General features: G+C 41.4%; 21 protein-coding genes and 2 pseudogenes. 7 read left to right on the top strand and 16 right to left on the bottom strand.

Annotation, left to right across the window (positions count from 1 at the left end):
• Nucleotides 1-377 precede the first annotated feature (377 nt).
• On the top strand, nucleotides 378-3038 hold the full coding sequence (locus LC608_RS33110) for a Calx-beta domain-containing protein (RefSeq protein WP_229557612.1): 2661 nt from the start codon (nucleotides 378-380) through the stop codon (nucleotides 3036-3038).
• 141 nt (nucleotides 3039-3179) lie between these two features.
• Here LC608_RS33110 and LC608_RS33105 read toward each other — a convergent pair whose 3' ends face one another.
• Entirely contained in the window at nucleotides 3180-6773 is a 3594-nt protein-coding gene (locus tag LC608_RS33105) for an NB-ARC domain-containing protein (RefSeq protein ID WP_229557611.1), read from the bottom strand.
• 85 nt (nucleotides 6774-6858) lie between these two features.
• On the bottom strand, nucleotides 6859-7095 hold the full coding sequence (locus LC608_RS33100) for a hypothetical protein (RefSeq protein ID WP_229557610.1): 237 nt from the start codon (nucleotides 7093-7095) through the stop codon (nucleotides 6859-6861).
• A gap of 20 nt (nucleotides 7096-7115) precedes the next feature.
• On the opposite strand from LC608_RS33100, the gene LC608_RS33095 reads away from it, so the two are divergent.
• The 4 genes from LC608_RS33095 (at nucleotide 7116) to LC608_RS33080 (ending at nucleotide 9090) form a co-directional block, all read left to right on the top strand.
• Nucleotides 7116-7235, top strand: coding sequence for an SDR family NAD(P)-dependent oxidoreductase (locus LC608_RS33095; protein ID WP_229557609.1), 120 nt, complete (start codon nucleotides 7116-7118; stop codon nucleotides 7233-7235).
• A gap of 187 nt (nucleotides 7236-7422) precedes the next feature.
• Nucleotides 7423-8373: a hypothetical protein gene (locus LC608_RS33090; RefSeq protein WP_229557608.1), complete on the top strand. Its 951-nt coding sequence runs from the start codon at nucleotides 7423-7425 to the stop codon at nucleotides 8371-8373.
• Nucleotides 8374-8421: 48 nt separating this feature from the next.
• Nucleotides 8422-8673, top strand: coding sequence for a hypothetical protein (locus LC608_RS33085; RefSeq protein WP_229557607.1), 252 nt, complete (start codon nucleotides 8422-8424; stop codon nucleotides 8671-8673).
• A 15-nt stretch (nucleotides 8674-8688) separates the two neighbouring features.
• Nucleotides 8689-9090, top strand: a complete 402-nt coding sequence (locus LC608_RS33080; RefSeq protein WP_229557606.1) for a nuclease A inhibitor family protein — start codon at nucleotides 8689-8691, stop codon at nucleotides 9088-9090.
• A 65-nt stretch (nucleotides 9091-9155) separates the two neighbouring features.
• Here the strand turns inward: LC608_RS33080 and LC608_RS33075 are convergent, their stop codons facing one another.
• The 14 genes and pseudogenes from LC608_RS33075 to phnG all read right to left on the bottom strand — a co-directional run bounded on the left by LC608_RS33075 (nucleotide 9156) and on the right by phnG (nucleotide 21232).
• On the bottom strand, nucleotides 9156-10001 hold the full coding sequence (locus tag LC608_RS33075; protein ID WP_229557605.1) for a DNA/RNA non-specific endonuclease: 846 nt from the start codon (nucleotides 9999-10001) through the stop codon (nucleotides 9156-9158).
• A gap of 503 nt (nucleotides 10002-10504) precedes the next feature.
• A complete protein-coding gene (locus tag LC608_RS33070; protein ID WP_229557604.1) occupies nucleotides 10505-12097 on the bottom strand; it encodes an alkaline phosphatase in 1593 nt (530 codons plus the stop codon).
• Nucleotides 12098-12336: 239 nt separating this feature from the next.
• Nucleotides 12337-12577, bottom strand: a pseudogene (locus tag LC608_RS33065) (IS4 family transposase); the annotation flags it as partial.
• A gap of 33 nt (nucleotides 12578-12610) precedes the next feature.
• Nucleotides 12611-13747: a phosphonate metabolism protein PhnM gene (gene phnM / locus LC608_RS33060; RefSeq protein WP_229557603.1), complete on the bottom strand. Its 1137-nt coding sequence runs from the start codon at nucleotides 13745-13747 to the stop codon at nucleotides 12611-12613.
• Between the two features lie 3 nt (nucleotides 13748-13750).
• Nucleotides 13751-14482 carry a phosphonate C-P lyase system protein PhnL gene (gene phnL, locus LC608_RS33055; protein ID WP_229557602.1) on the bottom strand — a complete coding sequence of 244 codons (732 nt, stop codon included), beginning with the start codon at nucleotides 14480-14482 and terminating at the stop codon, nucleotides 13751-13753.
• Nucleotides 14483-14493: 11 nt separating this feature from the next.
• Nucleotides 14494-15264: a phosphonate C-P lyase system protein PhnK gene (phnK, locus tag LC608_RS33050; RefSeq protein WP_229557601.1), complete on the bottom strand. Its 771-nt coding sequence runs from the start codon at nucleotides 15262-15264 to the stop codon at nucleotides 14494-14496.
• A 5-nt stretch (nucleotides 15265-15269) separates the two neighbouring features.
• The gene (locus tag LC608_RS33045; RefSeq protein ID WP_229557600.1) at nucleotides 15270-16160 is read right to left on the bottom strand and encodes an alpha-D-ribose 1-methylphosphonate 5-phosphate C-P-lyase PhnJ; all 891 of its coding nucleotides are present in this window, start codon (nucleotides 16158-16160) and stop codon (nucleotides 15270-15272) included.
• Nucleotides 16157-16714 (bottom strand): phosphonate degradation HD-domain oxygenase, encoded by a 558-nt coding sequence (locus LC608_RS33040; RefSeq protein ID WP_229557599.1) that lies wholly within the window; start codon nucleotides 16712-16714, stop codon nucleotides 16157-16159. The genes LC608_RS33045 and LC608_RS33040 overlap by 4 nt, the downstream gene beginning before the upstream one ends.
• Nucleotides 16715-16716: 2 nt before the next feature.
• Nucleotides 16717-17964: an alpha-D-ribose 1-methylphosphonate 5-triphosphate diphosphatase gene (locus tag LC608_RS33035; protein ID WP_374108483.1), complete on the bottom strand. Its 1248-nt coding sequence runs from the start codon at nucleotides 17962-17964 to the stop codon at nucleotides 16717-16719.
• Nucleotides 17953-18357, bottom strand: a pseudogene (locus LC608_RS37735) (fosfomycin resistance glutathione transferase); the annotation flags it as partial. The pseudogene LC608_RS37735 and the gene LC608_RS33035, both read right to left, overlap by 12 nt.
• Nucleotides 18354-19550: a carbon-phosphorus lyase complex subunit PhnI gene (locus LC608_RS33030; RefSeq protein ID WP_229557597.1), complete on the bottom strand. Its 1197-nt coding sequence runs from the start codon at nucleotides 19548-19550 to the stop codon at nucleotides 18354-18356. The pseudogene LC608_RS37735 and the gene LC608_RS33030, both read right to left, overlap by 4 nt.
• A 94-nt stretch (nucleotides 19551-19644) precedes the next feature.
• The gene (locus LC608_RS33025; protein ID WP_229557596.1) at nucleotides 19645-20112 is read right to left on the bottom strand and encodes a GNAT family N-acetyltransferase; all 468 of its coding nucleotides are present in this window, start codon (nucleotides 20110-20112) and stop codon (nucleotides 19645-19647) included.
• Nucleotides 20102-20731, bottom strand: coding sequence for a phosphonate C-P lyase system protein PhnH (gene phnH / locus LC608_RS33020; protein WP_229557595.1), 630 nt, complete (start codon nucleotides 20729-20731; stop codon nucleotides 20102-20104). The genes LC608_RS33025 and phnH overlap by 11 nt, the downstream gene beginning before the upstream one ends.
• A gap of 42 nt (nucleotides 20732-20773) precedes the next feature.
• Nucleotides 20774-21232 carry a phosphonate C-P lyase system protein PhnG gene (gene phnG / locus LC608_RS33015; protein ID WP_229557613.1) on the bottom strand — a complete coding sequence of 153 codons (459 nt, stop codon included), beginning with the start codon at nucleotides 21230-21232 and terminating at the stop codon, nucleotides 20774-20776.
• A gap of 118 nt (nucleotides 21233-21350) precedes the next feature.
• Here phnG and phnF point away from each other — a divergent pair, with 118 nt between their 5' ends.
• A complete protein-coding gene (gene phnF, locus LC608_RS33010; RefSeq protein ID WP_229557594.1) occupies nucleotides 21351-22079 on the top strand; it encodes a phosphonate metabolism transcriptional regulator PhnF in 729 nt (242 codons plus the stop codon).
• A 510-nt stretch (nucleotides 22080-22589) separates the two neighbouring features.
• Complete coding sequence (locus tag LC608_RS33005; RefSeq protein WP_229557593.1) at nucleotides 22590-23738, top strand: alkaline phosphatase PhoX; 1149 nt, start codon at nucleotides 22590-22592, stop codon at nucleotides 23736-23738.
• Nucleotides 23739-23806: the final 68 nt, after the last annotated feature.

Raw genomic sequence — 23806 nt, 5'->3', positions numbered from 1 at the left:
TAATTGATGGTGTTCAAGCTAGAGGGAAAAAAGGAAACTACAGTACACACCGTGTTAAATTTAACTCCCATGACTCTGGTTAAGCTTTTGTTACATAGTTATAAATTTTCCCGCCGACTTACTTAAGCGTCTAGGCAACTATAAATAAATTAACTCCCATTTTGAATTTCAAATTGTAGTACAAAACAATTAATCCTGAATTATTAAGTAAGTTGGCATAAAAAGCAAGTATGTTAACAAACGTAAATGTACTTAAAATTCTTGCTAATTAACGACAAAAAAGGACAAAAGATAGCCTTAGCTAGTTAGCTTTAATTACACCAATCTACTTAATAATAGCATTAGTTTTAGCTCCATATTGTGAGGTATGTATTTCAATGGATAATTTGCAGAATACAGGTCTTGATCAATTCTCAACAAAACCTACAAGTTCAGTAATTGTTGATGAATTATCTCCAGCAACCCTCTATCAGGCACACCCAAGTATTTACGCTAGCGCTAGCGCCTTGGTTTATCAGGGAGAGGGACTCAAAGCAGAATATTACGACAACATCGACTTTACTAACCTGAAGGTAACTCGCATAGATCCAAATGTAGACTTCATCTGGGGTAATAGTTCTCCAGATCCGCTCATTGGAGCAGATACCTTCTCAGCGCGTCGGACAGGTCAAGTAGAAGCCGAGTACGACGAAGTTTATAATTTCTACACCAGTAGTGATGATGGTGTGCGACTGTGGGTAAATAATCAACTGCTAATCGATCAGTTTGTCGATCAATCGACCACAGAACATAGTGGGTCGATCGCACTGATTGCAGGTCAAAAGTACGATATTAAATTGGAATATTATGAAAACGGTTACGATGCCGTTTCCCAACTGTCTTGGTCAAGCGCCTCTCAGACCAAGGAAATTATTCCTCAGTCTCAACTATATAGTCAAGCAAATACACAGGAAATTATTCCCCAGCCTCAACTGTATTCACCAGCGCTTCAGACCGCCATTACTATAGGATCGGGTTCTAGTACTTTAAACGTGAACGAATCCGATGGTGCTGTATCCATTGCTCTGCTGCGGAGTGGTGATTTAAGCGGCATATCTACAGTTAAGTATGCCACCTTTTCTAGTACTGCCACAGTAGGAGTTGACTACGGCTTTGCAGATGTCGAAACCAGTGGAACAATTACTTTTGAACCAGGACAAAGCAGCACACAGGTCTTTGTTCCGATCAATGATAATTCCTTAGCAGAACCAGATGAAACCTTTAGTTTTGTGATCGATCAGCCAGAGGGAGCAACACTAGGAGTCCAAAGAACTATCGGAATTACGATTCAAGATAATGATAGTTCTGATATAGAGTTTACTCAGCCAGTGGTTAGCGAGAAAGATGGTTCTGCTACAGTGACAGTTACACGGGGTAACAGTTTAGAAACTGCTAGTGTCAGCTATACAACCGTGGATGGAACTGGTACAGATGGATTTGACTACAAGGCTGTATGTGGAACTTTGAACTTTCTAGCCGGAGAAATTACCAAGACGATTTCTATAGACCTTGTAAATGATCCGACTACAGAACCAAATGAAACGTTTACTTTGAAGTTTAGTAACGCAGTTGGGGTGACATTAAGTACTCAAGAGACAACAATAACTATTACCGATGATGATCCAGGTAACTTTGTTTTAGAATCGGTGGCTTCTGGTTTAACTCAACCTACATCTTTTGGCTGGAGTTCTGACAATAAGCTGATGTTCATTGCCCAGAAAAATGGTTTAGTGCGAGTGTTGAACAACGGCACCTTATCATCAACACCATTTATCGATATTTCTGGACAGGTAAATGATACGAACGATCGCGGCTTGTTAAGCCTCGCTGTACATCCAGATTTTGGCAAGGGTAGCGACTATGTTTACCTGTTGTTTACCTACGATCCACCTGAAACCAATCCAAACAATCCCAAAAACAATCCCGATAGCACACTGGACAACCCTGACCTAAATGGAAACCGTGCTGGACGACTAATTCGGGTAACAGCTGATCCCAACACTAATTACACTACTGCGATCGCTGGCAGCGAAGTTGTGCTACTGGGCAATAATAGCATTTGGGAATATATTAGTCATCCCGATGGCAACAGCACAAATGTCAACCTTGACTACGCACCATCAGGAATCCTTAACAAAGATACTGGTAAGCCATTTACGAGTATACAGGATTACCTGAATAACCTTGATAAAGTTCAAAATGTCAAAGATTTTATTGCGACCGATAGCGAATCTCACTCAGTTGGAACTGTGGGCTTTGGAACTGATGGTTCTTTGTTTGTTAGCTTAGGCGATGGTACTTCCTACAATGGAGAAGATCCTCGAGCGATTCGCGTCCAGGATATCGATAATCTTTCTGGTAAGCTTTTACGGATTGACCCGATTACTGGTGATGGTCTATCAAGTAATCCTTTCTACAACGGTGACTCCGATAGCAATCGTTCTAAAGTTTATAACTACGGTTTGCGTAACCCCTTCCGCTTCACGATTGATGAGGAGACCAATACCCCTTATATTGGTGATGTTGGCTGGTTTACTTGGGAAGAACTAAATGTTGGAATACCAGGAGCTAACTTTGGGTGGCCGTACTTTGAAGGTGGTATAGATTCAGAAGGTAATTACGTCAATATACGAGAACTAAGATATTCTACGTTAGCTCCAGCCCAAGCCTTCTATAATAGTGGTGAAACTGTTACAGCACCAACTTACGCCTACAAGCATTTTGCTTCTAATTCAATTATTGTAGGTGACTTTTATACAGAGACTACTTTCCCCTCAATCTATCAAGACGCTTTATTCTTTGCTGATTCCAGTCAAGGAACTATCGATGCTGTGAAATTCGACGATCAAGGTAAAATCGTTGTCTCAGTTCAGCGATTTGCTTCCAGTAAAGACATACCTAATTTAGGGGTGCCTGTACAAATCTCTGTTGGAGAAGATGGCAATTTGTACTATGCAAGTCTGTATTCCGGTGAAATCAATCGCTTCCGACCTGTTTAGAGAGAACCTAAGCTCTGATTGCGCTCTGTTAAGAGCTTTCGCCTCCGAAATTCCGAGTTCGCTCGTTGTGAGCTTGTTGGGGTCACTACTACTTTTGTAGCAAAAGACTTCACTTCTATGCCAAGCTTAGTTATAAGATTTTTAAGGTTCTGTTCCTTGATGTTCTGATTGTAAGTTATGTATTGGCTTAGGAACAAGTGACAGATGCGTTTGCCCTGCTTGATACTCAACCGCCCCTAAATCTTTGAGAGCATTTTTTTGAGGTTCAGTTAAACCTGTGACACCAAAAATGTTCATGCCTTCGTAAGGTCTAGAGCTTTTAAGAGTTTTCAAACATTTACCTGTCTCTACATCCCACAGTTTTATTGTCTCATCTTCACAGCCACTAGCTAAGATATTACCTTGAGGGCTAAAAGCGATCGACCAAACTAACTTGGTATGTTCATTCAAGGTTCTGAGGCTGCTTGTTGTAACGACATCCCAGAGCTTGACTGTTTTATCTCCACTACTACTAGCAAGTATTCGACCATCCGGGCTAAAGGCGATTGAGTAGACACAATTAGTATGCCCACGCAAAATTCCAAGGCACTCACCGATACTAACATCCCAGAGCTTGATTGTTTGATTCGCACCGCCACTAGCAAGCACACGACCATCCACATTAAATGTGACTGACCATATCCAGCCATGATCCTGTATGATCCGAAAGCATTGACCAGTGCTAACATCCCAAAGTCTTACTGTTTCATCATGACAACCACTAGCCAGGGTTTGGCCGTCCTGGCTAAAAGCAACTGACCAGACTAGACCTGTATGCCCCAGCAAGGTATGAAGGCAAGCACCAGTATTAATGTCCCACAATCTTATTGTTTGATCGCCACTACTACTAGCAATAATTGTACCTTGAAGGTTAAAGGTGACCGATGTGACTCGATTACTATGCCCGCGCAAAGTCTTAAGACATTCACCAGTATCAACATCCCACAGTTTCACTGTTTGGTCTTCACTGCTACTAACAAGCATGGTACCTTGAGGGTTGAAGGTGGCTGATGTAACCCGATTACTATGCCCGCGTAAAGTCTTGAGACATTCACCAGTATCAACATCCCACAGTTTCACTGTTTGATCTTCGCTACTACTAGCAAGAATTGTACCTTGAGGATTAAATGCAACTGACCATACTCTATTGTTATAACCCTGCAAAGTTTTAAAACAATGTCCAGTACTGATATCCCATAAGCGCAACGTTTGATTATCATTGACGCTAGCCAGTGTCTGACTCTGAGGACTAAAGGCTACTGACCATACTCTATTCCAATCTCCCTGGAGAGTTTTGAGGCATTCCCCAGTGCTCACATCCCACAATTTGACTGTTTGATCCTCGCTGCCACTAGCCAAGGTTTGATTATCTGGACTGAAGGCAACTGAATTTACCCAGTTAGTATGATCCTGGAGAGTTTTGAGGCATTCCCCAGTGCTCACATCCCACAATTTCACTGTATGGTCATGAGAACCACTCGCCAACATTCGACCGTCTGGGCTGAAGGCAACCGACCAAACCCAGCCTGTATGACCCTGCAAAGTATGGATGCATTTAGCAGTGCTGATGTTCCACAGCATTACTGTTTGGTCTTCACTGCCAATAGCTATGGTAGGATTATTTGGACTAAAGGCGACTGACAACATCCTCTTATTATTTCCTTCTAGGGTGTTTAAACAGTGCCCTGTGTCCACATTCCATAATCTCACCGTCCGGTCTTCACTGGCACTTGCCAGGGTTTGACCATACGAACAGAAGGCAAGTGAACGGACTGTACCACTGTGACCGCGCAAAGTTCTTAGCCCTTCACCAGTGTTAACATTCCACAGCATTACTGTTTGGTCATCACTACCACTGGCAATCATGTTACCATCAGGGCTAAAGCAGATTGACCAAACCCAAGCAGTGTGGCCATTTAAAGCTAGAATTTGCTTGCCATCCACAACTTGGTACAAGCGAATCTGACCATTAGAATCGCTTGTCGCTAGAAGCTTTTCATTGGGGCTGAAAGTTACGGAAAAACAACAACTCAGGGTTTCCGCAAAAACAGATTTAGCGAGATTAGCGTGAGCAAAAGAAGCATTATACAAATTTACATTTCGCAGGTCTGCTTGCCAAACAGTCAGGTAAGAAAAATCATAGCCGCTTAAATCTGTATTTAAATAACAAAGCAAATTCAGAATATTTCCACCCGTATACTCTAATTCTAATAGAGATTTTTTTTTTAAAGTTACGAGAATTTGAGTTAAATGATTTTCAATATTTCTTTTGCTTCTCAAGACAGTGGCTAGCCCATCAATAATCGGTTTGAGGATCATGCGAATTTGATTTTCTCTGACGTAATCTTTCGCAGTCGCCTTGAGCAGAGTATGACTTTTAAATAATTCAAAATTATGAGTGCCAATCTCTTCACAAACTTTATCTACCAATTGCTGAGTTACAAACTCCATCATTACAGGTTGTAGTGTGAAGAAGGTTTTGCTTTTATCTATTAGCGATCGCCGTCCTAAAGACTCTAAAGCCTCTAGTAATTTTGGTGGTGGTATTGGTGAAGCAATATCTTCTCGTAATTCTGAGAGTGAAATCGGCTCACGATTAATCGCTAACCAATACATGATGTCCTTTGCTAAATTTGATAAGCGCTCAAACTGCTGTTCTAAAATCTCGTGAATGTCTCCAAAAACAGTCGTACCTTGTTGCAAAAACTCAGTAATATTTCCATCAAAAATATCAAGAATAGTTGTAGCAACGATCTTTAAGGCTAATGGATTACCTGCATAGTATTCGATCACTTCTACCCATTCATCTTGTGATTCGGATAACCCCTTGATTTTAAAGATTTCCTGCCCGTCTACCGACTTCAGTCCACTTAATAAAAATGAGCGAATGGGTAAGCCAAGCCCTTCTAGGAATGCCACTTCTTTGGGTTTTTCTCGACTAGTCAGTATCAAGCAGCTAATGTGATTTGCTTCTCCCACCCGCCTGAAGATTTCGGCATATTCCTCGTATCCTTCTCGATAAATTCCGGCTCGACTACCACTCCGTAGAATTGCTTCTACATTGTCGAGTATCAGTAGACAGCGTGATGAGCGTAAATAATCAATTAGCTGCGATACTCCGTCGCCTACTGTCGCTGGTATGTTAATTTGTGAAACCTCTTGGTCAGATAGGAATTGGATCAAGCTGGCCAAAATGGCTTGAGGTGGCGGAGCTTCTCGTAGTGATCGCCAGATAACATACTCAAAGTTATCTTGAATCTTTTGAGCAAGCTTTACAGACAAAGTTGTTTTACCAATGCCCCCCATTCCCAACAATGTTAACAATCGGCAGCGCTCATTGAGAATCCATTGCTCTAGGGTGGCAAGTTCTTCTGTACGTCCATAGAAAACTGATGGAAATATAGCTTGTCCCCAATCTATACGTGTATTAGACTTTAAATAATCGCTTTTATCTAGATTTAAATTAAAAGTTTTAAAAAGCTCTTCAAAAGTCCGTTTGTCAACTCCTTCTTCGCAATTAAGTACTTTGGAAATTGTACCACTGGATAATCCAGATTTTGCACTCATTTCTTCGAGAGTGTACCTGTTTCCAAAATTTTCTTCCACTTCCGACTTATGCTTTGCTTGCTGAAGTTTCTCCAACCCCTTGGGCGTAAGTAGAACACCACGGTTGCGTCTCCAATTTTGTCTATTCATACTTAAAAATGTAGCGTAGTATAGACTTTTACCTTATTAATTGTTAATAGTTTGAGCCTAAAATAGTAATTTTATTAACATAACTTTACATACAGGAATCCCCTTTTTCTGTCACTCTCCGAAAACTTTTGCCATTTCTGAATTCTAGAGCTTTTGTATAGGCTGCAATCGCGCGATTCTTTTCTGATAGTGGTAAATATTTTGACCTTGCAACAATCGCCTCATGCGACCATTTTTCAGCACTGAGGACAGGCGCGGCTGAACTTTCACCCTCATGATCTGCTTTGACTTCTCCACCCGAAACTGAATTTTCAACTAACAACGAAGCGGGATTACTTTCGTTTGTTCCAGGAAGCGATCAACTGCTTTGGGCAGCTTGATATCTTGGTCAACAATGCTGGCATCGCGACAATGGCTCCGATTGCTGAGGTAACAGAAGCAGACTATCAAAGCCAAACGTAGCCCATCGCATCTAATCTGTGGTTCATGTCATTTTTTCAACTAAGTTCAATCTAAATGATTAATTTGAGTATCAACACAAATCTTAACTTTGTAATCGCTCCAGAATAACCTAACTATTACCAATTCTTAAATATTAGCTTTTATGCTGATCTTGTTTATCAGCCTTGTTTATCAGCAAAGATGAGACGTGAGTTTAAAAAAACTTTTTCTTGTAGCTCTGGGGCTTCTTGTAGCAATAGTAGTTGGTATTTTTACAGACAATAAAGTAATTGCTCAACCTGCCACTGATTTGGCTTTAGCCTTATATCATGCGCCTATTCACTACCAAGACACAGACAGTACTAAGTATAGTGCAGACTACATAACGCGATTTGATTATGATAGCGATTGGCGAGGAACAAATAACTGGGATAACCTTTTTCAATTTCCTCTCTCCTCTCATGGTTACTATTCTGTAGCTGAAACTTGTACTCATTGGTTCATTACATATTCCTTTTACCATCCTCAAGACTGGACTGATATTCCTTTTGATCAAGAACACGAAAATGATTTAGAGGGTTTACTTACAATTGTCCGTAAGGACGGTTCAGCTTTTGGTAAATTAGAAGGCGTTGTCACTGTATTTCATAACGATTTCTATTCTTACACTCCAACTGGTAGTCCTTTACGCAATGGTGCAGAAAGTATTGATGGTACACTGACAATGAATAGTTACAGTGGTTCATTGCACCCATTAACAACTCAAGAAGCTAAAGGTCATGGACTAAAAGCTTGGCCTGATGCTGGAAACTTTAAGGGTGCAAGTAGCGAAGATGGGATTATTTATTATCCTTCCCAAACTACAGCAGAACTTCCTGCTTCAGGAAATGACCGCGATGTACAGTATCAATTAGTTGATGTTTTTGCTGAAGCAGGAATGTGGCAACATCAATTAAATGAAGCTTCTTTATCAAGTTCTTCAGCCTTAACTTTCGCTAGTTGGGGAACTTTCAAGGGAGATTCGAGTGGTGGATGTGGCTCTGATACACCAACTTGCAGTACAAATTCTGCTAATACCCCTTGGGGTTGGGATCAGGGCGAACGCACGGTATTTCTGAAACCCTTACTGGGTAAGGATATTGACGAAAAAATAGGCTAAATTTAAAAACGCCGAAACCCTTGCTATTAAAGGATTCTTATACTTTAGATGCGTTTGCCCTGGGGTTGGGATGATTCAAATGATGGTGCAGTATATAAAGGTGAAATGGCTTTAGACCCCGCTCACCTAACTGATGCTTATTTTGATGGGCTTGAAACTTTTGATACTGCATACATCCGCAACCAATTTATTCAAGGATTGAAAGACAGAGGATATAATTCTGCAAATCTTCCTCAAGGTTGGCCCATTGAGATCAATCTTAATTCTCTGATTGGCAAACTCAAAAATCAATGCTCATAACCATAAACAAAATTTATGACTAAAGAGATTACAGAAAAACTTAAACAAGCCTCCGATGGTTTGTTAATGATAAGTGAATCAGAATATCCTTTTGAAGCTTTTTTGTGGTCTAATCAAGCACAAGAACCAATGACCGCTCAAAAACTCCTCCAGTTAACAGGACATTCTCTAGAAACATCAATTGAAGAAGTAGAACTAGATTATATATTTCGTAACTGTGGTGAGGAAAAAGAATGGCACGATGAAATACAAAAACAAAATGTGCCCAAATTTAAATCACTTGTCAAAATATTAAAAGATCACCTCACTAATATCAAGGTTTATCGCATAGGTACGATAAACCTTGATATCTATATTATTGGTAAAACTCCATCTGCGGATTTAGCTGGAATTTCGACAAAAGTTGTAGAAACCTAACCCAGTAATCATCAGCCTGTCTGTATTTATAGACAGGCTTTAAGCTTTTAGTGAGCTAAATATTCTTACAAGTTGTCAACTCTGGACTCAATTACACTTTGAATAGACGAAGAAACATTAGAGAGCAAATTGTAACCAGTGTTTGTCTCAATGGAATCAACACTAACTCTGTAGTTTGTCCAGTCATTATTTCTAATTCCCTGTGAATTAGGCATATTCACAGCAATTACTCTTGTGTTAGTAGTGACGCTGCTAGCATCAGAATTTAATGAATTTAATACTACAATAACTTTCCATGTTCTGGTCGGAACTGTAACATTACCATTAGCAATTGTGTTTTTTGTTCCATTAGAACCTGTTCCACCAGTGCCGTAAGAACCAGAAATAATATAGAGTTCTTTCCCCTGGTTTACTAAGTCTCTAGAATAATTTTCTAGTGCAGCCCAAGGCCCCTGATTATTATCAGGTGACTGAGGGATTATATTTGTCATTAAAAAAGTAGCAGAGTTATTAGCAATAGTATTTGTCCTATCTGCGGACGGAGCCATGTGTCCTCTGTCAAAGCCACTGCCAGTGTAATCAGAAGAAGTGACTTGGTAGCAGCTTGAAGGTAATGTAGTATCTGCACGAAAATCATCTTGGCGAGGTGCGCTTCCTAACCATGATGTGTTTAGTTGCCAACTTACCCAATTGGGTGTCCCTCTATAACAGTTATAAGAAACTGCATACTGAGATTTGCTTAATAAATAATTACTGAAACTAGTGCCAGCGCTACTAGGATTACCCATTGTCAAATGAATACTTGAGGTTTGGGCAGTTAGTGGCTTTTGTAGATAATTAAGAAGAGCGAAAGATATTGCTGCTGGTACAGCAATAGGTAGAATAGCTCTGAAAAATTGAGACTTCTTCATTTGTTACTATTTATTTGTTTTAAAAAATTCCAATTGTTTCTGTTAAAGTTCCAGAAAATCAGTAAAAGTTAGCGATTACAATATAGCTTTAATTTTATAAAAAGAGGTTAAGACGTCGGAAAGATTTTATTAATATTTAGTAATTATCTAGATGATTATCTAAAATTAAATGAAGTGCCAAGTAAGATAAAAGAGTTATATATTATTTACATTAGGCTTATCGCATCATGAGGTTACGGGAAAACGAGAATTTAGAAGATGCCTCAAGTGCTGTGTTGAAACATCTGGGAGAGTTGAAGCGACCGTATTTGACGGCGTTTGAGGAAGAGCTTTTGAGTTTTCTTTTTATAAGTGACCATATTCCCTGCCTCAACTGGGGCATGAACCTACGTTGGGCGCGTACGATGGGAGTACTCTGTTACTTCATCAGGGAGTAATACAGTGGGATTACACTTGATTTGCTTTTGCGTATTCAAATATTTGAATACGCAAAAGCTGAAATACTAGTCTAATTTGGCACCTGGATGACCATTCTCAACAACAAAAGAAGCGAAAGTGTATACAGGCGCATCTGGACGACTCACAGTTGTAACAATACGCAGGTCAGTCTGCCAGCGCTCATAGTTAAGGTTGACTCGGAAGTAACCTCGGCGATCGCCATCAAAGAACTTAATGTGTGGGTTTTCTGGAATCTTCGGGCCATAGTAGGGGCCGTAGACATTGGCATCACCATTGCTAGTAATAGAGGGAGTGACAAACTCCGTAGCCACTGTTGGAGAGTTAGAAGCTTTAAAGTCGAGCTTGAGGTCATTAACAAATGTAGAATGCCAATCCCCAGTAATCACCACTGGGTTAGAAATCCGGCGGCTAGCGATGTGACTTAAAACACGATTACGTGCAAGTGGATATCCATCCCATGAGTCGTTCCAAAAGATTTCGCCTGGCCCAATTTTATGATCTAGCTCTGCCATCAGCACCTGTTGAGCAAGTATGTTCCAACGTGCTTGAGAACGATCAAGACCATCCAACAGCCAGCGCTCCTGTTGATTACCGAGCATGGTTTTAAATGGATCTAGCGCTGCTGGGCAACGGGGTGTTTCACCGTCACCGCATGGCTGATCGCTGCGGTACTGGCGGCTATCAAGTACGCTAAACTCCGCCAGATTACCGAAGGTTAGCCGACGGTAAATCAGCATATCTGGCCCCTGTGGTAGGGAAAATTCTCGCAGTGGCTGATGCTCATAATAAGCCTTATAAGCAGCAGCACGCCTTTTGAGAAACTTCTTGATCGGATCGTTGTTTTCCGAAATGTCATCAGTATAGTCATTTTCAACTTCGTGGTCGTCCCAGGTGACTGTAAAAGGAAACAAGGCGTGAGCTTTTTGTAAATCCGGGTCAGTTTTATATAGAGCATATCGAAGGCGGTATTGCTCAAGGGTATTCGTTTCTTTTCTAAACTCTTCAGGTAAAGAAACGTTGCGTACACCACCTTTGTCAGGGATGCCATATTCGTAAATATAATCACCCAAGTGGAAAACCAAATCTAAATCTTCTTCAGCTAGGCGGCGATAAGCAGAATAAAAACCATCCTCCCATTTTTGGCAAGTAACAAAGGCAAAGTTGAGCTGATTCAAGCTAGCGCCAATCGCCGGAGCAGTACGGGTACGACCAATCGGACTATCTTCATTACCTACTTTAAACTGATACCAATACCAACGGTTAGGCTCTAAACCACGTACATTTACATGAACAGAATGTGCTAATTCGGGGGTTGCCAATGCCACGCCCCGTAGGACAACTTTTCTCATGTTTTCATCCAAAGCAACTTGCCACCGTACTGGCACATTAACCTGCGGCATACCACCGCCATTTAAGGGATCTGGAGCCAGCCGTGTCCATAGCACTATACTATCTGGTAAAGGATCACCAGAAGCAACACCAAGGCTGAAGGGATAGGCAGAGAATCTTGACAATGCAACAACTTTATGAGTCCAAAGACTAGCAATAGCGCTTGCGGTCAATGTGCCGGCACCGAGCAGAAAGCGTCGCCGCTTTGCTGTAGTGGATAGCAAGCCCTGTAAATGTACATGCTCCATAAAAAAAAGTCCTTGTTGAGATTTCTACAATAAAAGGGAATAAAAAACCTAAATAAGAACCATCTAGTTATTAACAAGATTAATTACCAAATCGGGTTTAATTAGGGCTTAAGAAGTTATTAATATTGCAATAATTGATTCACAATCAGCCAGTGAACAAGTGGAGGAGTACGGGCAGCCACAGTTACCGCATCGATGAGAGGTTAAGATAATTGCACTAATGTCTGCGAGGGTGCGTGAAAAGGGGATAAATCCAGCTTGGAGACTGGCAATCGTTTGGCTTTGACGACTCCTAAATCTTGATTTCCCTTAGCAGCAAAATACTTCACAAGGTCTTCGGCTTTGCCTTTTTCTTGCGCGACACTAAAATGATACAAACAATCGAATTATCATCTCCAGAGAAATGTGGTCAAAAGGTAGAGATAATTCATCGTCGGTAACTGCGTCTCTTAAACCAACTAAGACAGCATAAAATAGCCAATAAAAGTTACATTTTTATGTAATACTTTTAACTTAAGAAATACGATTGCCTCGGCACATAGTTGCACTTAAACGGGGTATGATACCATCATCATGAACAGCGATCGCATCGGCTCTTTTTCCTACCTCCAAACTACCGCGATCGCAAAATAGATTAATGGCTTTGGCTGGGTTACTGGTAAATAATTGCATAGCTTGGTAAATAGGCTTGCCAGTCTTATGGGCAATTATCCAGATGGATTGCAATAAGCTTTGAGGAACATAATCAGAAGAGATCACATCAACTAAATCGTGCAAAACAAGTTCCATAGCTGAAACGTTACCAGAGTGAGAACCACCTAAAACTAAATTAGGCGCACCCATCAAAACTTGTAATCCTAAGTTATGCGCTGCTTTGGCAGCTTCTAATGTAGTTGGGAACTCAGCTAGCACTACTCCATCTTGAACCGCTTCTTGGACGTGTTCCACAGTAGCATCATCGTGACTTGCTAAGGAAATACCTTTGGTTTTGGTAAGTTCTACTAAAGCCATACGATTTTTTTGTGCATATAGTTGTTGCTGTTGCTGACGAATGATGATGAACTCGTCAATTTTGTCAGGAGTAACACCGTGTTTTCCCATGTAATACTCTTTAAACTTATCCAACCGGGTAAACTGCCGTTGACCTGGAGTATGATCCATCAGCGAAATCATTGATAAAAGAGGATGATCTGAGTATTGTGCTGTAATCTCATAAACCTTGTCAAAAGCCAGTTCACAGCGTAAATGAATGCGATGTTCTACACAGAAGCGTCCGGCGACTTGTGCTTGGGAAATGACATCAATCATCGGCGCATAGTTAGTTAAGCGAGGAGAGCCAGCCGCCACATCACCAATTGCGATCGCATCGCATACTGTTGTGACTCCCGCACTAGCTAAATCTCGGTCATGATAAACTGCTGCGGCTTCTAAAGGCCAACGAATACCGGGGCGGGGAGACATACAGCGTTCGAGATTATCGGTGTGTAACTCAATCAATCCTGGTAATAGATAATCTCCCTGACCATTTTGACCATGACTCACAATCCCTGGTTGAATATCAGCAATCAATCCATCTCGCACTACTAAAGTACCTAGCAGTTCTTGATCTGGTAGTTGCAGACGATAGTTAGTGTAGATCTGTTCATTCATGGTTCAATTATCCTTACCAAAGATTAATTCGCGGTTACAAAGTTGCGATCGCACTTCTTCATCGTGAAAAATGCCAATTAAGCCACAGCCCTTAGCTTTTTTCTCTTGCAACAGTTCAATAACTACTTGGCGATTGGTAGCGTCTAGGGCTGAAGTTGGTTCATCCAATAGCAAAATGGGATAATCAACTGCTAAAGCACGAGTAATATTTACCCGTTGCTTTTCGCCTCCAGAAAAGGTAGTAGGGGAAAGAGACCACAATCTTTCCGGGAGGTTAAGGTAATGAAATAAGTCTTTAACTTTGTTATATGCAACATCTATATCTACCCCTAATTCCAACAGTGGTTCTGCGGCAACTTCTAACGCTGGCACTCTAGGAATTACTCTTAAAAACTGGCTGACATATCCAATGGTTTTCTGCCGGACTGCTAAAATTTCGTGGGGAGCAAGTTGACACAAATCAACCCAATCTTCCTGTTGTTTTATCCAGACTGAACCACTATCAACGCGATAGTTAGCATATAAACAGCGCATAAATGTAGATTTCCCACTCCCGGATGCTCCAGAAAGGGCGATGCATTCCCCGGCATTAACGCTCAAAGATACTCCTTCTAACACTGATAGATTAATGCCTCCTTGCTGATGCAGAGTAAAAGTTTTTCGCAAATTTTCAACTTGCAAAAGTGCTTGGCTAGAAAACTTTACTGGACAATGATTAACGGTTAATAATTGCATTGTTAAGAAACTCACGGTGTTAAAGCGGCGCTGACTAGTAATTGAGTATATGGATGTTGTGGATCATCAAGTACTTGGTCAGTTAAACCTGATTCCACCACCTGTCCTTGTTGCATAACTAATAATCTGTGTGCCAGCAGTCTGACTACGCCGATATCGTGGGTAACTATAATTACGCTGAGGTTAAAATTACGGACAAGCGATCGCAACAAATCTAATAACCGCGCTTGCACCGACACATCCAACCCTCCCGTCGGTTCATCCATTAATATTAACCGAGGACGTGTCACCAACACACGGGCAAGTTGTAATCTTTGTTGCATCCCTCCAGAAAAATGGATTGGCAAATTATCTATCCGGGCTGGGTCAATTTCTACTTGTTGTAGCCAATGGGAAGCCTCATCCCGAATATTGCCGTAATGTCGCATTCCAATATCTAGTAAGCGTTCGCCGATATTCGCTCCAGCACTCACTTTCATTTGCAGGCCATCACGGGGATTTTGCTGCACAAAGCCCCACTCAGTTCGCATCAACAATCGCCGTTTAGCTTCAGCAAGTTGAAAAATTTCTAAGTCTTCACCGTTACGGCTACTATAAGTAACATTACCTTGATCGACAGCAATATGATTAGCGATCGCACTCAGCAAACTAGACTTACCTGAACCTGATTCTCCAACAATACCGAGAACTTGCCCAGGATAAAGATTAAAAGAAATGCGATCGCAGGCTTTAATTGCACCGTAAGATTTACTCAGTTGGTGAACCTGTAAAAGAGGTTTCATCGGTTTTAAATTTTTACTTTTGAATTGTTACAGTAGTCTGTATCTGAGCAGATCCACATTCGCCCACCTTGGTCGTCAATCACTACCTCATCTAAATAGCTTTCTGTAGAACCGCATAACTCACAGGCTTTATCCCATTTTTCTACAGTGAAGGGATGATCTTCAAAGTCGAGGCTTTTAACTTTGGTATAAGGTGGAATTGCATATATGCGTTTTTCTCTACCTGCACCAAATAATTGCAATGCTGGACTCATCTGCATTTTGGGATTATCAAAGCGTGGGATCGGACTAGGACTCATCAAATAGCGGTTATGCACCATTACCGGGTAGTCATAGGATGTAGCAATATGTCCATGTATGGTAATGTCTTCGTACAGCTTGACGTACATAGCTCCGTATTCTTCTAGAGCGTGCATTTTGCCTGTCTCTACAGATGAAGGTTCTAGCCAGCGTAAAGGTTCGGGTATTGGTACTTGGTAAACTAAAATTTGTCCTTCCTGTTGTGGCGTTTCGGGTATGCGATGGCGAGTCTGAATTAAAGTTGCTTCTTGTGTGCGTTCTGTTGTCTTTACGCCACAAACTTTTTTAAAAAAGCGACGAATATTAACGGCGTTAGTGGTATCGTCTGCGCCTTGGTCAATTACTTTTAATACATCAGTTTGACCAATCACAGCAGCTGTTACCTGAATTCCACCAGTACCCCAGCCGTAAGACATAGGCATTTCTCTGGAAGAAAATGGAATTTGATGTCCTGGAATCGCAACGGCTTTCAGCAAGGCGCGACGAATTGAACGTTTTGTTTGCTCGTCTAAATAAGCAAAGTTAAAGCCTGTTTCTGGGGAACTCGGGGCCCCCTCTGGGGATAAGGGGTAATGGGGATTAGGAGAAATAGTCATTTTATTGGCGAGATCAAAGAGGCGATTATAAATTGGGTGAAGTGGTTTAAATCGGGTGTTGGCAAATTTGTGATTTTGGCTTTATCGTCATAAATCCTTAACTGCACAGCATCTTGGGCATAAGGTTGTTGAATAAATTTCTCTGCCTGTTCAGGGGAAAATATGCCTCCTTGCAGTTCTAAGCTGCGTTTGGATGCGGCTGAAAGACTATCCCAATATTCAGGAACAACTGAGCAAAGATAGCGTTTGGCGACGACATGAAGCCTAATTGGTTGTGTAACTGCTGGCCCAAATATCTGACATAGTAAGGGAATGGCTCGATGTTCATGTTGATCGTCTATGCCTTTGATGGCTGGATTATCACCTAACTTATGAATTAAATGTCCTAAATCATGAAGTAGACAAGCAGTAATCAATTCATGGTTTTGGCCTGATATTTCAGCGAGGCTAGCACATTGCAAGGCGTGTTCTAGCTGACTGACGGCTTCTGCACCATAGGATTGGGAACCCTTTTCGGTGAAGAGTTCAACAATGCTTTCGATAGTAGGTTTCATAATTATTTGATGTGATATCGGGCAACTTCTTGACCTGTTACATAAACAGATGCTATGCCTACAGCAAGCGTAGCGATCGCAGATGGTAAAGGATTATCAGGAGATATCAACAGGAAATCAGCATCTAAACCAGGAGCGATTTTACCTTTTTGATCGCTTATCCCCGCCGCCTCTGCTGGTTGGCTGGAAACTAATGACCATGCTTGTTCAAAGGACATTAAACCTAATTCTTGGAGTTTGAAGGGTGCATAGAACAAGGAAGGATAATGATAGTCTGAGCAAAGACAATCGATAACGTTATTTTTAACTGCCTCAGCTACACTCATCAAACCTAAGTGAGAACCACCGCGCACTAAGTTAGGCGCACCCATGAGAACTGCTGCACCATATTCACGAGACTTAGCAGCTAAGTCTACAGTAGCGGGGAATTCTGCGATCGCTACTCGGCGTTGTTGACTTAGTATTACTTTCTCTGGGGTATCATCATCGTGAGAAGCGAGGGTAATACCGTAGGTATGAGCTAAATCCACCAGTTGTTCTATTTGCACGTCTCCTTGATGTCGTCGTGCTGTTACTTGGTTGATTAATTCTTCAATTTCTTCTATGGACATGGAGGATCTTTGTTTCACACTATTGAGATATCGACTCAATCTTTTTTGATTTCCTGGGGGTGGTAGGTGATCGTTGATAGACAAAATATGTACACGACCGGATATCATCCAATCACACAATTCTTCATGTCCGGCCATATTTGCCTCTTCATGTCTAATATGAATGCGATGATTGCAATTTAAAACTTCCTTTCCTGTCCCTAAGATGAAGTCAATTAAAGTACGGGCAGAATCTCGGCTGCGTAAACCTGGTTCGTAAGAGTCGGTGATTGAGCAGTAAAAAGTTGTAATACCGGATGCTAAGAGGTTGCGGTCATTATCTGTGATCGCTATTGGTAGAGGAAAGTTAACTCCAGGGCGAGGGCAAATCATCCTTTCAAAAGCATCGCCGTGTAAGTCAATAATTCCTGGCAACATTTGGAGTCCTTGAGCATTTACCAGATGAAATCCATTAGGACTACTAGCCTGATTAATGTTGGTAAATTTCCCATCTTCAATTAAAACTGTGGCATCTTTTAACCAACCATCGGGAGTTAGTACATTTACTCCTTGGATAGCAATTTTTGTATTGGTTAGTTTTGAAGATATTTGAATAGTTTGTGTTGTTTGACTGTTAACTGATTCACTAAAAATTTTCATGCCTTTATAGGGAGCTTTTTGAGTGGCGGCAATTCTGGAAGATAAATCACCTATATGCAGTTCCAGCTTGTGGTGATCGGGGTCAAGAATATATATAGAATCGCCTTCACTTGTATTTTGCTTCCACTGTTTGACTCCTAAAGCTTTCAGGCGATCGCTGTATTCTGGAAACTTATCTTCAGGGATACTAAAAGCAATATGAGTGTACTCGTCCATAGGATTTGTGCGTATGTTGAAATCTAAAGATAGGCACAACCACAAGTCACCTGCCAGTAAATAAACACCTGTTTGCCATTTGGCGATCGCTTGACAACCTATAATTTTGGTATAAAAATCAAAAGATTTCTCCAAGTCGCAGACAGACAAAGTAATATGGTTAATTCCTGTAATCATTTCGCTTGTTCCAAAACCAAATCACTATTTTCTAAAGGCTGAGATTCTTGGGCCGCAACAGTTAGCTCTGAGGATTGATTATTTAGCTGCTGCTGTCGGATTTTCCGCACCAGATTTAACTCTGCTTGAAAGTCGATGTAGTGTGGAAGTTTAAGGTGTTGGACAAAACCTTGTGCTTCCACGTTATCAGAGTGGGAAAGTACAAACTCGACATTTTGGGCTGGGCCTTGAATTGTTTCCCCTAATTCCTCTGCTCGCATTGCCCTATCTACTAGCGCCATTGACATCGCTTTACGTTCGTTGTAACCAAAGGTGAGTCCATAGCCACGGGTAAACTGAGCAGGTAATTCTTTATTACCTTTAAACTGGTTTACCATTTGCACTTCGGTGACAGTAATATCTGCGATCGCTATTTCAAATCCCAATTCTTCTGGGCAAATGATGACTTCTACTTCCCCCATGCGAATCTCTCCAGCAAAAGGATGGTTTCTCCCATAGCCTCGCTGTGTAGAATATGCCAGAGATAGCAAAAAACCCTCATCTGCACGCGCTAGATTTTGCAGTCTCGCATCCCGTCCAGCAGGAAAAGTTAATGGTTGACGAGTTAAATCAAATGGTTGAGATAATGGAGAATCATTATTTACTTGCTCCCCCTGCTCCCCTACTCCCCTGCTCCCCTGCCCTTCTTCCGCTTGCATCAAGCCTTCACGATCTAAAGTGTCAATTACACGCGGAACTGGTTCTGTAATTGCTTCTGCTTCTGGTGCTGTCGGGATTTGTCGTTCTGCTATCAACTTAAAGTCTAGTAGGCGGTGGATGTAGTCGAAAGTAGTTCCTAAGCTTTGTCCTCCTGGTACATCTTTAAAAATCGCAGAAATGCGGCGCTGAATCTGCATTTTGCTAGTATCTAATGGCTGGCTATAATAGAAGCGGGGTAGTGTTGTCCGATAGGCTCTTAACAAGAAAATTGCTTCTACTAAATCACCCCAAGCTTGTTTAATAGCAAGGGCTGCTAACTCCCGATCATATAAGCTACCTTCACACATCACCCGTTCTACTGCTAGCGAAAGCTGTTGTTCTATCTGGTCTAGCGTCAATTCAGGAATTGCAGGATCACCTCTGCGTCTGCTTTGCAGGAGAGCTTCTGCATTTTGAATTGCCTGTTCACCGCCTTTGACTGCAACGTATGGCATAATTTTCAATTCGTAACTCGTAATTTGTAATTTTTTATTAAGAAAGTTAGGCTTTAATCGGGTTTTAAAATTTCCATTATTTATATTTTGATTATCAATAATTTTCGATCTGCTGACTTGGCTGAACTAAGCATTTAAAACTCCACCCATGCTGCTCGAATCCTAGTGATTGGTAGAATTGATGGGTGCGAGTTCGTTTCAAATTTGAAGATAGCGTGACTTTATAACACCCAGCTTCAGCACTAAATTGGAGCGCGGCTTTTACCATCTGGCTACCAATCCCCTCTCCTCGCATTTGAGAAGTAACTGTTACTGCATCTAAAACTGCAAATTTGTGATAGCCTCGGTGCATCACTGTTGGTGCATAGAGGAGGCTGAAAGTACCTACAAGTTGTTGGTTTAAAAAAGCAATATAAATGTAGTAGTTAGGAACTTGTACGATTTCTGTCAAGATTCTTTCTAGATCATCGCTTGGTAAGGGTGACTCACCATCCATGTCAGCATAAAGCTGATTCAACAGAGGCCAATCCTCACGGGTAGCAATGCGAATATCAAGAGTCATAGTACACCTCTGGTTGGGCAGTTCGTGGTAGCCCCATTACTGCATTTTCTGTAAATAAAAATACATCTATGCCTTGTGGATAGGCTTGATGATTCTGCATCCAGAAATCCCAAAAATGGACGGGAAGTGTCGGGGCGTAGACGCGTAGCGGCTTGTCGTTAGACATCGCTCGTTGGTCTAAAATTCCTGGGCCCGTCAACATCACAGGCTGTCCCATCTCCAAATTTTCCACCTGTACCAATAATGTTGTTGAGGCTTCCGGTTTTTCTCCTGTCCCCCAGTTAAAAATAGATAATTCTGGCAACGCTGCCAAATCTTGAATTAAGGCAAAGTCAGCTTCTTCTGAGTACTGCGTGAAACGACAGCCAGTATGGAACAACAACCAAGCTCTCACTTGATCTGTAAAAGTTGGCTGTAGCCATACCACAACATCCAAATCCAGCAATGTCAAACAAGCAGCCCCACAAGCAGGCGTTAAACCCAAAGGCACGCTCATCTCAGCAGTTATCCAATAAGGTGTCCCTGGTCGAGCATTAGCATCAAGCAACGCCCGAAATGTCCTTTGGGCATCATGAATTGAGTCTTGAAACCCAGGTAAATGTGTAACTATATTTGACATTAATCAATAATCCAATTTTTTAATTTTTAATTTTTAATTGATTCACCCTTCTCCCCTCACCATCGTAAAGAAATTGACCTTAGTGGCTGCTACTTGACGCTGCTTGAGTTCCTGCTGCTTTTGGTGTTCTATTTGCAATGGTTGAATTACTTCAGCCTCAATCTGATCGTGCCAATTTAGAGTTTGTAGTAACGCATCACAAACAGCAGCTAGTTCTGCATGGCGGTGCGATCGCCCCGCGACATAACCAAATCCAGTGATTGCTTCATCTCCTTGGCTCTCTAACTGCACAACACAGCGAGTCATGGTAATTTCTCCTAAGTTAAATGGCTCTCCTGTACCCCCAGCACGTCCCCGCACCATTGTTAGACCGATTTCTGGGCAGCGTAAAAAGCTATAGTTGGGCAAATGATCTAATGTGTTTACCAGTTTTTCTAATAGCTCTAACTCGGCTTTAGCTAATGTTGCCATCCATGCTTGTCGCTGCATCACAGTAGGCATAAGTTGGTTTGTGGTATTTTGTTTTAAACTATTCTTAACTTGTCTAGACATCTAGATGAAAGTAGATTAACGCAATTCTGACAAATTGACAATCTAAAATTGATACATGAAGGAAATAATGCCGATTTATGTCCAGATTGCTGACCAACTCCGACAAAATATTCATCAGGGGGTTTATCAGATTGGGGAACAACTACCGACGGAAACCAATTTAGCTGAACAGTTTTCAGTTAATCGCCATACCATTAGACAAGCGATCGCTCTACTAAAAGACGAGGGATTGTTACGAGTTGACCGAGGACGCGGAACTTTTGTAGCTGCTAAAACCATCCGCTATGCGATTGGTAAGCGAGTGCGTTACAACCAAACGCTGAAAGCACAGGGTTGGCAAGTGAGGTTTCAACTGCTACGTGTTTTAGAAGTACCTGCGGATGATGCGATCGCTAGAGGGCTAGAAATTCCTTATGGTGAGCCGGTAGCGTTAATTGAACGTTTAGGTTTAGCAAATGAAGAACCCATTAGTGTGGGTACTGGGTATTTTCCACTCAAGCGATTCCCTGATTTTTTAGAGCCGAAAAATATCAATATTTTGCAAGAACAGCAATCAATATCTCAGTTTTTACAGCAGGTATATGGATGCGATCATATACGCCGTAGTACTTGCGTTTCTGCTCGTCTAGTTCAGCCTCAAGATGCAAAGTGGCTACAACTATCCCTGAATCAACCCATTCTTTTAGCGGAGTCGGTGAACGTTGATGAAACAGGTAATGTCATTGAATATGGGGTAACTCGACTGCGGGGCGATCGCATGGAATTATTTTTTGAAAATGACTTAGCGGTTAACTGATGACTGGTAACTTACTGCTTGCAGTGATGGAACCTGTACTGTCGCTTAAGTCAAGATGATGAACTTTTATTTTAAATCAGCGAATCCATGATTTATATAGTCATAATTCGCTTAATTTTGAAACAACTTATAAAGTTTTAATTTATTGGTTCATAATACTTAAAAAACATCCTATTAGACCTTTAATATTCAACTTCAAATTTCATAATTTATTGATATTAAGTTAAATATTAAAAATAGCAGTTACGGATGGATTATTTTTGCCAAATAGGATTTTAATGCTATTAACAAGCAGTTATATTTTTACTAGGTTTTCAATCTCTGAAAATCCTAATCTTAATTGGTTTATTTATGCATTTTAGAAAATTGTAGTTTTTCTACATTATTTTAATGTTTTTGATAATCTTTTTTTAACCGATTATTAATTTTAAAAACCCTGCCCATCGTAGATAATTAAGGCTGTCTATTTGCAACAAATTAAGCTTCGTTCAAAACATTAGGAAATATACATTGAATCTATCGAGACGTCAGTTTTTTACCCTGGCAGGGGCATCGGCTACAGGTGCTGTCCTTCTATCTCCTTTACAAGCGTTCTATGCTAAACCTGCGATCGCTGCGGGTCCCTACGGCAATTTAGTAGCCGACCCCAACGGAGTATTAGATTTGCCAGCTGGATTCACCTACCGCAGACTGTCCGAAACAGGCCAAACGATGAATGATGGTTATTTAGTACCGGGTGGTCACGATGGTATGGGTGCTTTTGCCGGGTCTAATGGCGATACAATTCTAATTCGCAATCATGAACTCGGTACTTCTGGGAACGGTGTGGGTGCTCCCAATGGCAGCAAGTACAACTCAAATGCAAGAGGCGGCTGTACTAAATTGGTTGTTAATTCTTCCCGCAACCTGGTAGAACATCGGGGTGTTCTAGCAGGAACTATTCGCAACTGTGCCGGTGGCCCTACGCCTTCAGGGTCATGGTTAACCTGCGAGGAAACTTTTGAAAACAATAACGGCAAGAAGCATGGTTATGTGTTTGAAGTTCCCAGTAGTGCAAATACTTTTGTCACTCCCGTCCCACTAACCGCTATGGGGCGTTTTAATCACGAGGCTGCTGCTGTAGACCCCAACACAGGGTATATCTACATGACGGAAGACCGGGGGGACGGGCTTTTCTACCGCTTCATTCCCAACCAAAGCAACAACCTGAGTGCTGGCGGTTCGCTATACGCTTTAAGGATTACGGGGTCGTCTGGAATCAACACAGCTACGGGTTTCCCAAAAAATACGCCTAGGGCGGTAAACTGGGTACAGATTAGCAATCCTGATCCCACATCTGATACTGTCAGAACAGCAGGGTATAACAGTGGTGCGGCCAGGTTTTCAGGTGGGGAAGGCATCTTTTATGGCAGTGGTTATGTCTACTTCACTTGCAAGAGTGGAGGTAGTTCTGGAGATGGGCAGATATGGCGTTATTCGCCCGCTAATAATACCGTTGAGCTATATATTGAACCAAACAATTCTGGTGTACTAGATAATCCAGACAATATTATAGTTTTCCCTAACCGCGACATCTTCCTTTGTGAAGATGGGGATGGAACCAGGGCAAACGCATCTTATTTACTAATAAAAACTAAGAAAGATTTCAAAATGACATAAATAATTGTAGAAATTAAGTAAATAATAAACAAAGTAAATCAATTATTTTCGCAATCTGTGAATTAGCT

This window comes from Nostoc sp. XA010 (assembly GCF_020829625.1).
Taxonomy (GTDB): Bacteria; Cyanobacteriota; Cyanobacteriia; order Cyanobacteriales; family Nostocaceae; genus Nostoc.
This window is presented reverse-complemented; position numbering and strand designations above follow the sequence as displayed.

Coding starts and splice junctions, on each gene's coding strand:
- LC608_RS33110 (WP_229557612.1), top strand. CDS start 378: ATGGATAATTTGCAGAATACAGGTCTTGATCAATTCTCAACAAAACCT.
- LC608_RS33105 (WP_229557611.1), bottom strand. CDS start 6,773: ATGAATAGACAAAATTGGAGACGCAACCGTGGTGTTCTACTTACGCCC.
- LC608_RS33085 (WP_229557607.1), top strand. CDS start 8,422: ATGCGTTTGCCCTGGGGTTGGGATGATTCAAATGATGGTGCAGTATAT.
- LC608_RS33080 (WP_229557606.1), top strand. CDS start 8,689: ATGACTAAAGAGATTACAGAAAAACTTAAACAAGCCTCCGATGGTTTG.
- LC608_RS33075 (WP_229557605.1), bottom strand. CDS start 10,001: ATGAAGAAGTCTCAATTTTTCAGAGCTATTCTACCTATTGCTGTACCA.
- LC608_RS33070 (WP_229557604.1), bottom strand. CDS start 12,097: ATGGAGCATGTACATTTACAGGGCTTGCTATCCACTACAGCAAAGCGG.
- phnM (WP_229557603.1), bottom strand. CDS start 13,747: ATGAATGAACAGATCTACACTAACTATCGTCTGCAACTACCAGATCAA.
- phnL (WP_229557602.1), bottom strand. CDS start 14,482: ATGCAATTATTAACCGTTAATCATTGTCCAGTAAAGTTTTCTAGCCAA.
- phnK (WP_229557601.1), bottom strand. CDS start 15,264: ATGAAACCTCTTTTACAGGTTCACCAACTGAGTAAATCTTACGGTGCA.
- LC608_RS33045 (WP_229557600.1), bottom strand. CDS start 16,160: ATGACTATTTCTCCTAATCCCCATTACCCCTTATCCCCAGAGGGGGCC.
- LC608_RS33040 (WP_229557599.1), bottom strand. CDS start 16,714: ATGAAACCTACTATCGAAAGCATTGTTGAACTCTTCACCGAAAAGGGT.
- LC608_RS33035 (WP_374108483.1), bottom strand. CDS start 17,964: ATGAAAATTTTTAGTGAATCAGTTAACAGTCAAACAACACAAACTATT.
- LC608_RS33030 (WP_229557597.1), bottom strand. CDS start 19,550: ATGCCATACGTTGCAGTCAAAGGCGGTGAACAGGCAATTCAAAATGCA.
- LC608_RS33025 (WP_229557596.1), bottom strand. CDS start 20,112: ATGACTCTTGATATTCGCATTGCTACCCGTGAGGATTGGCCTCTGTTG.
- phnH (WP_229557595.1), bottom strand. CDS start 20,731: ATGTCAAATATAGTTACACATTTACCTGGGTTTCAAGACTCAATTCAT.
- phnG (WP_229557613.1), bottom strand. CDS start 21,232: ATGCCTACTGTGATGCAGCGACAAGCATGGATGGCAACATTAGCTAAA.
- phnF (WP_229557594.1), top strand. CDS start 21,351: ATGCCGATTTATGTCCAGATTGCTGACCAACTCCGACAAAATATTCAT.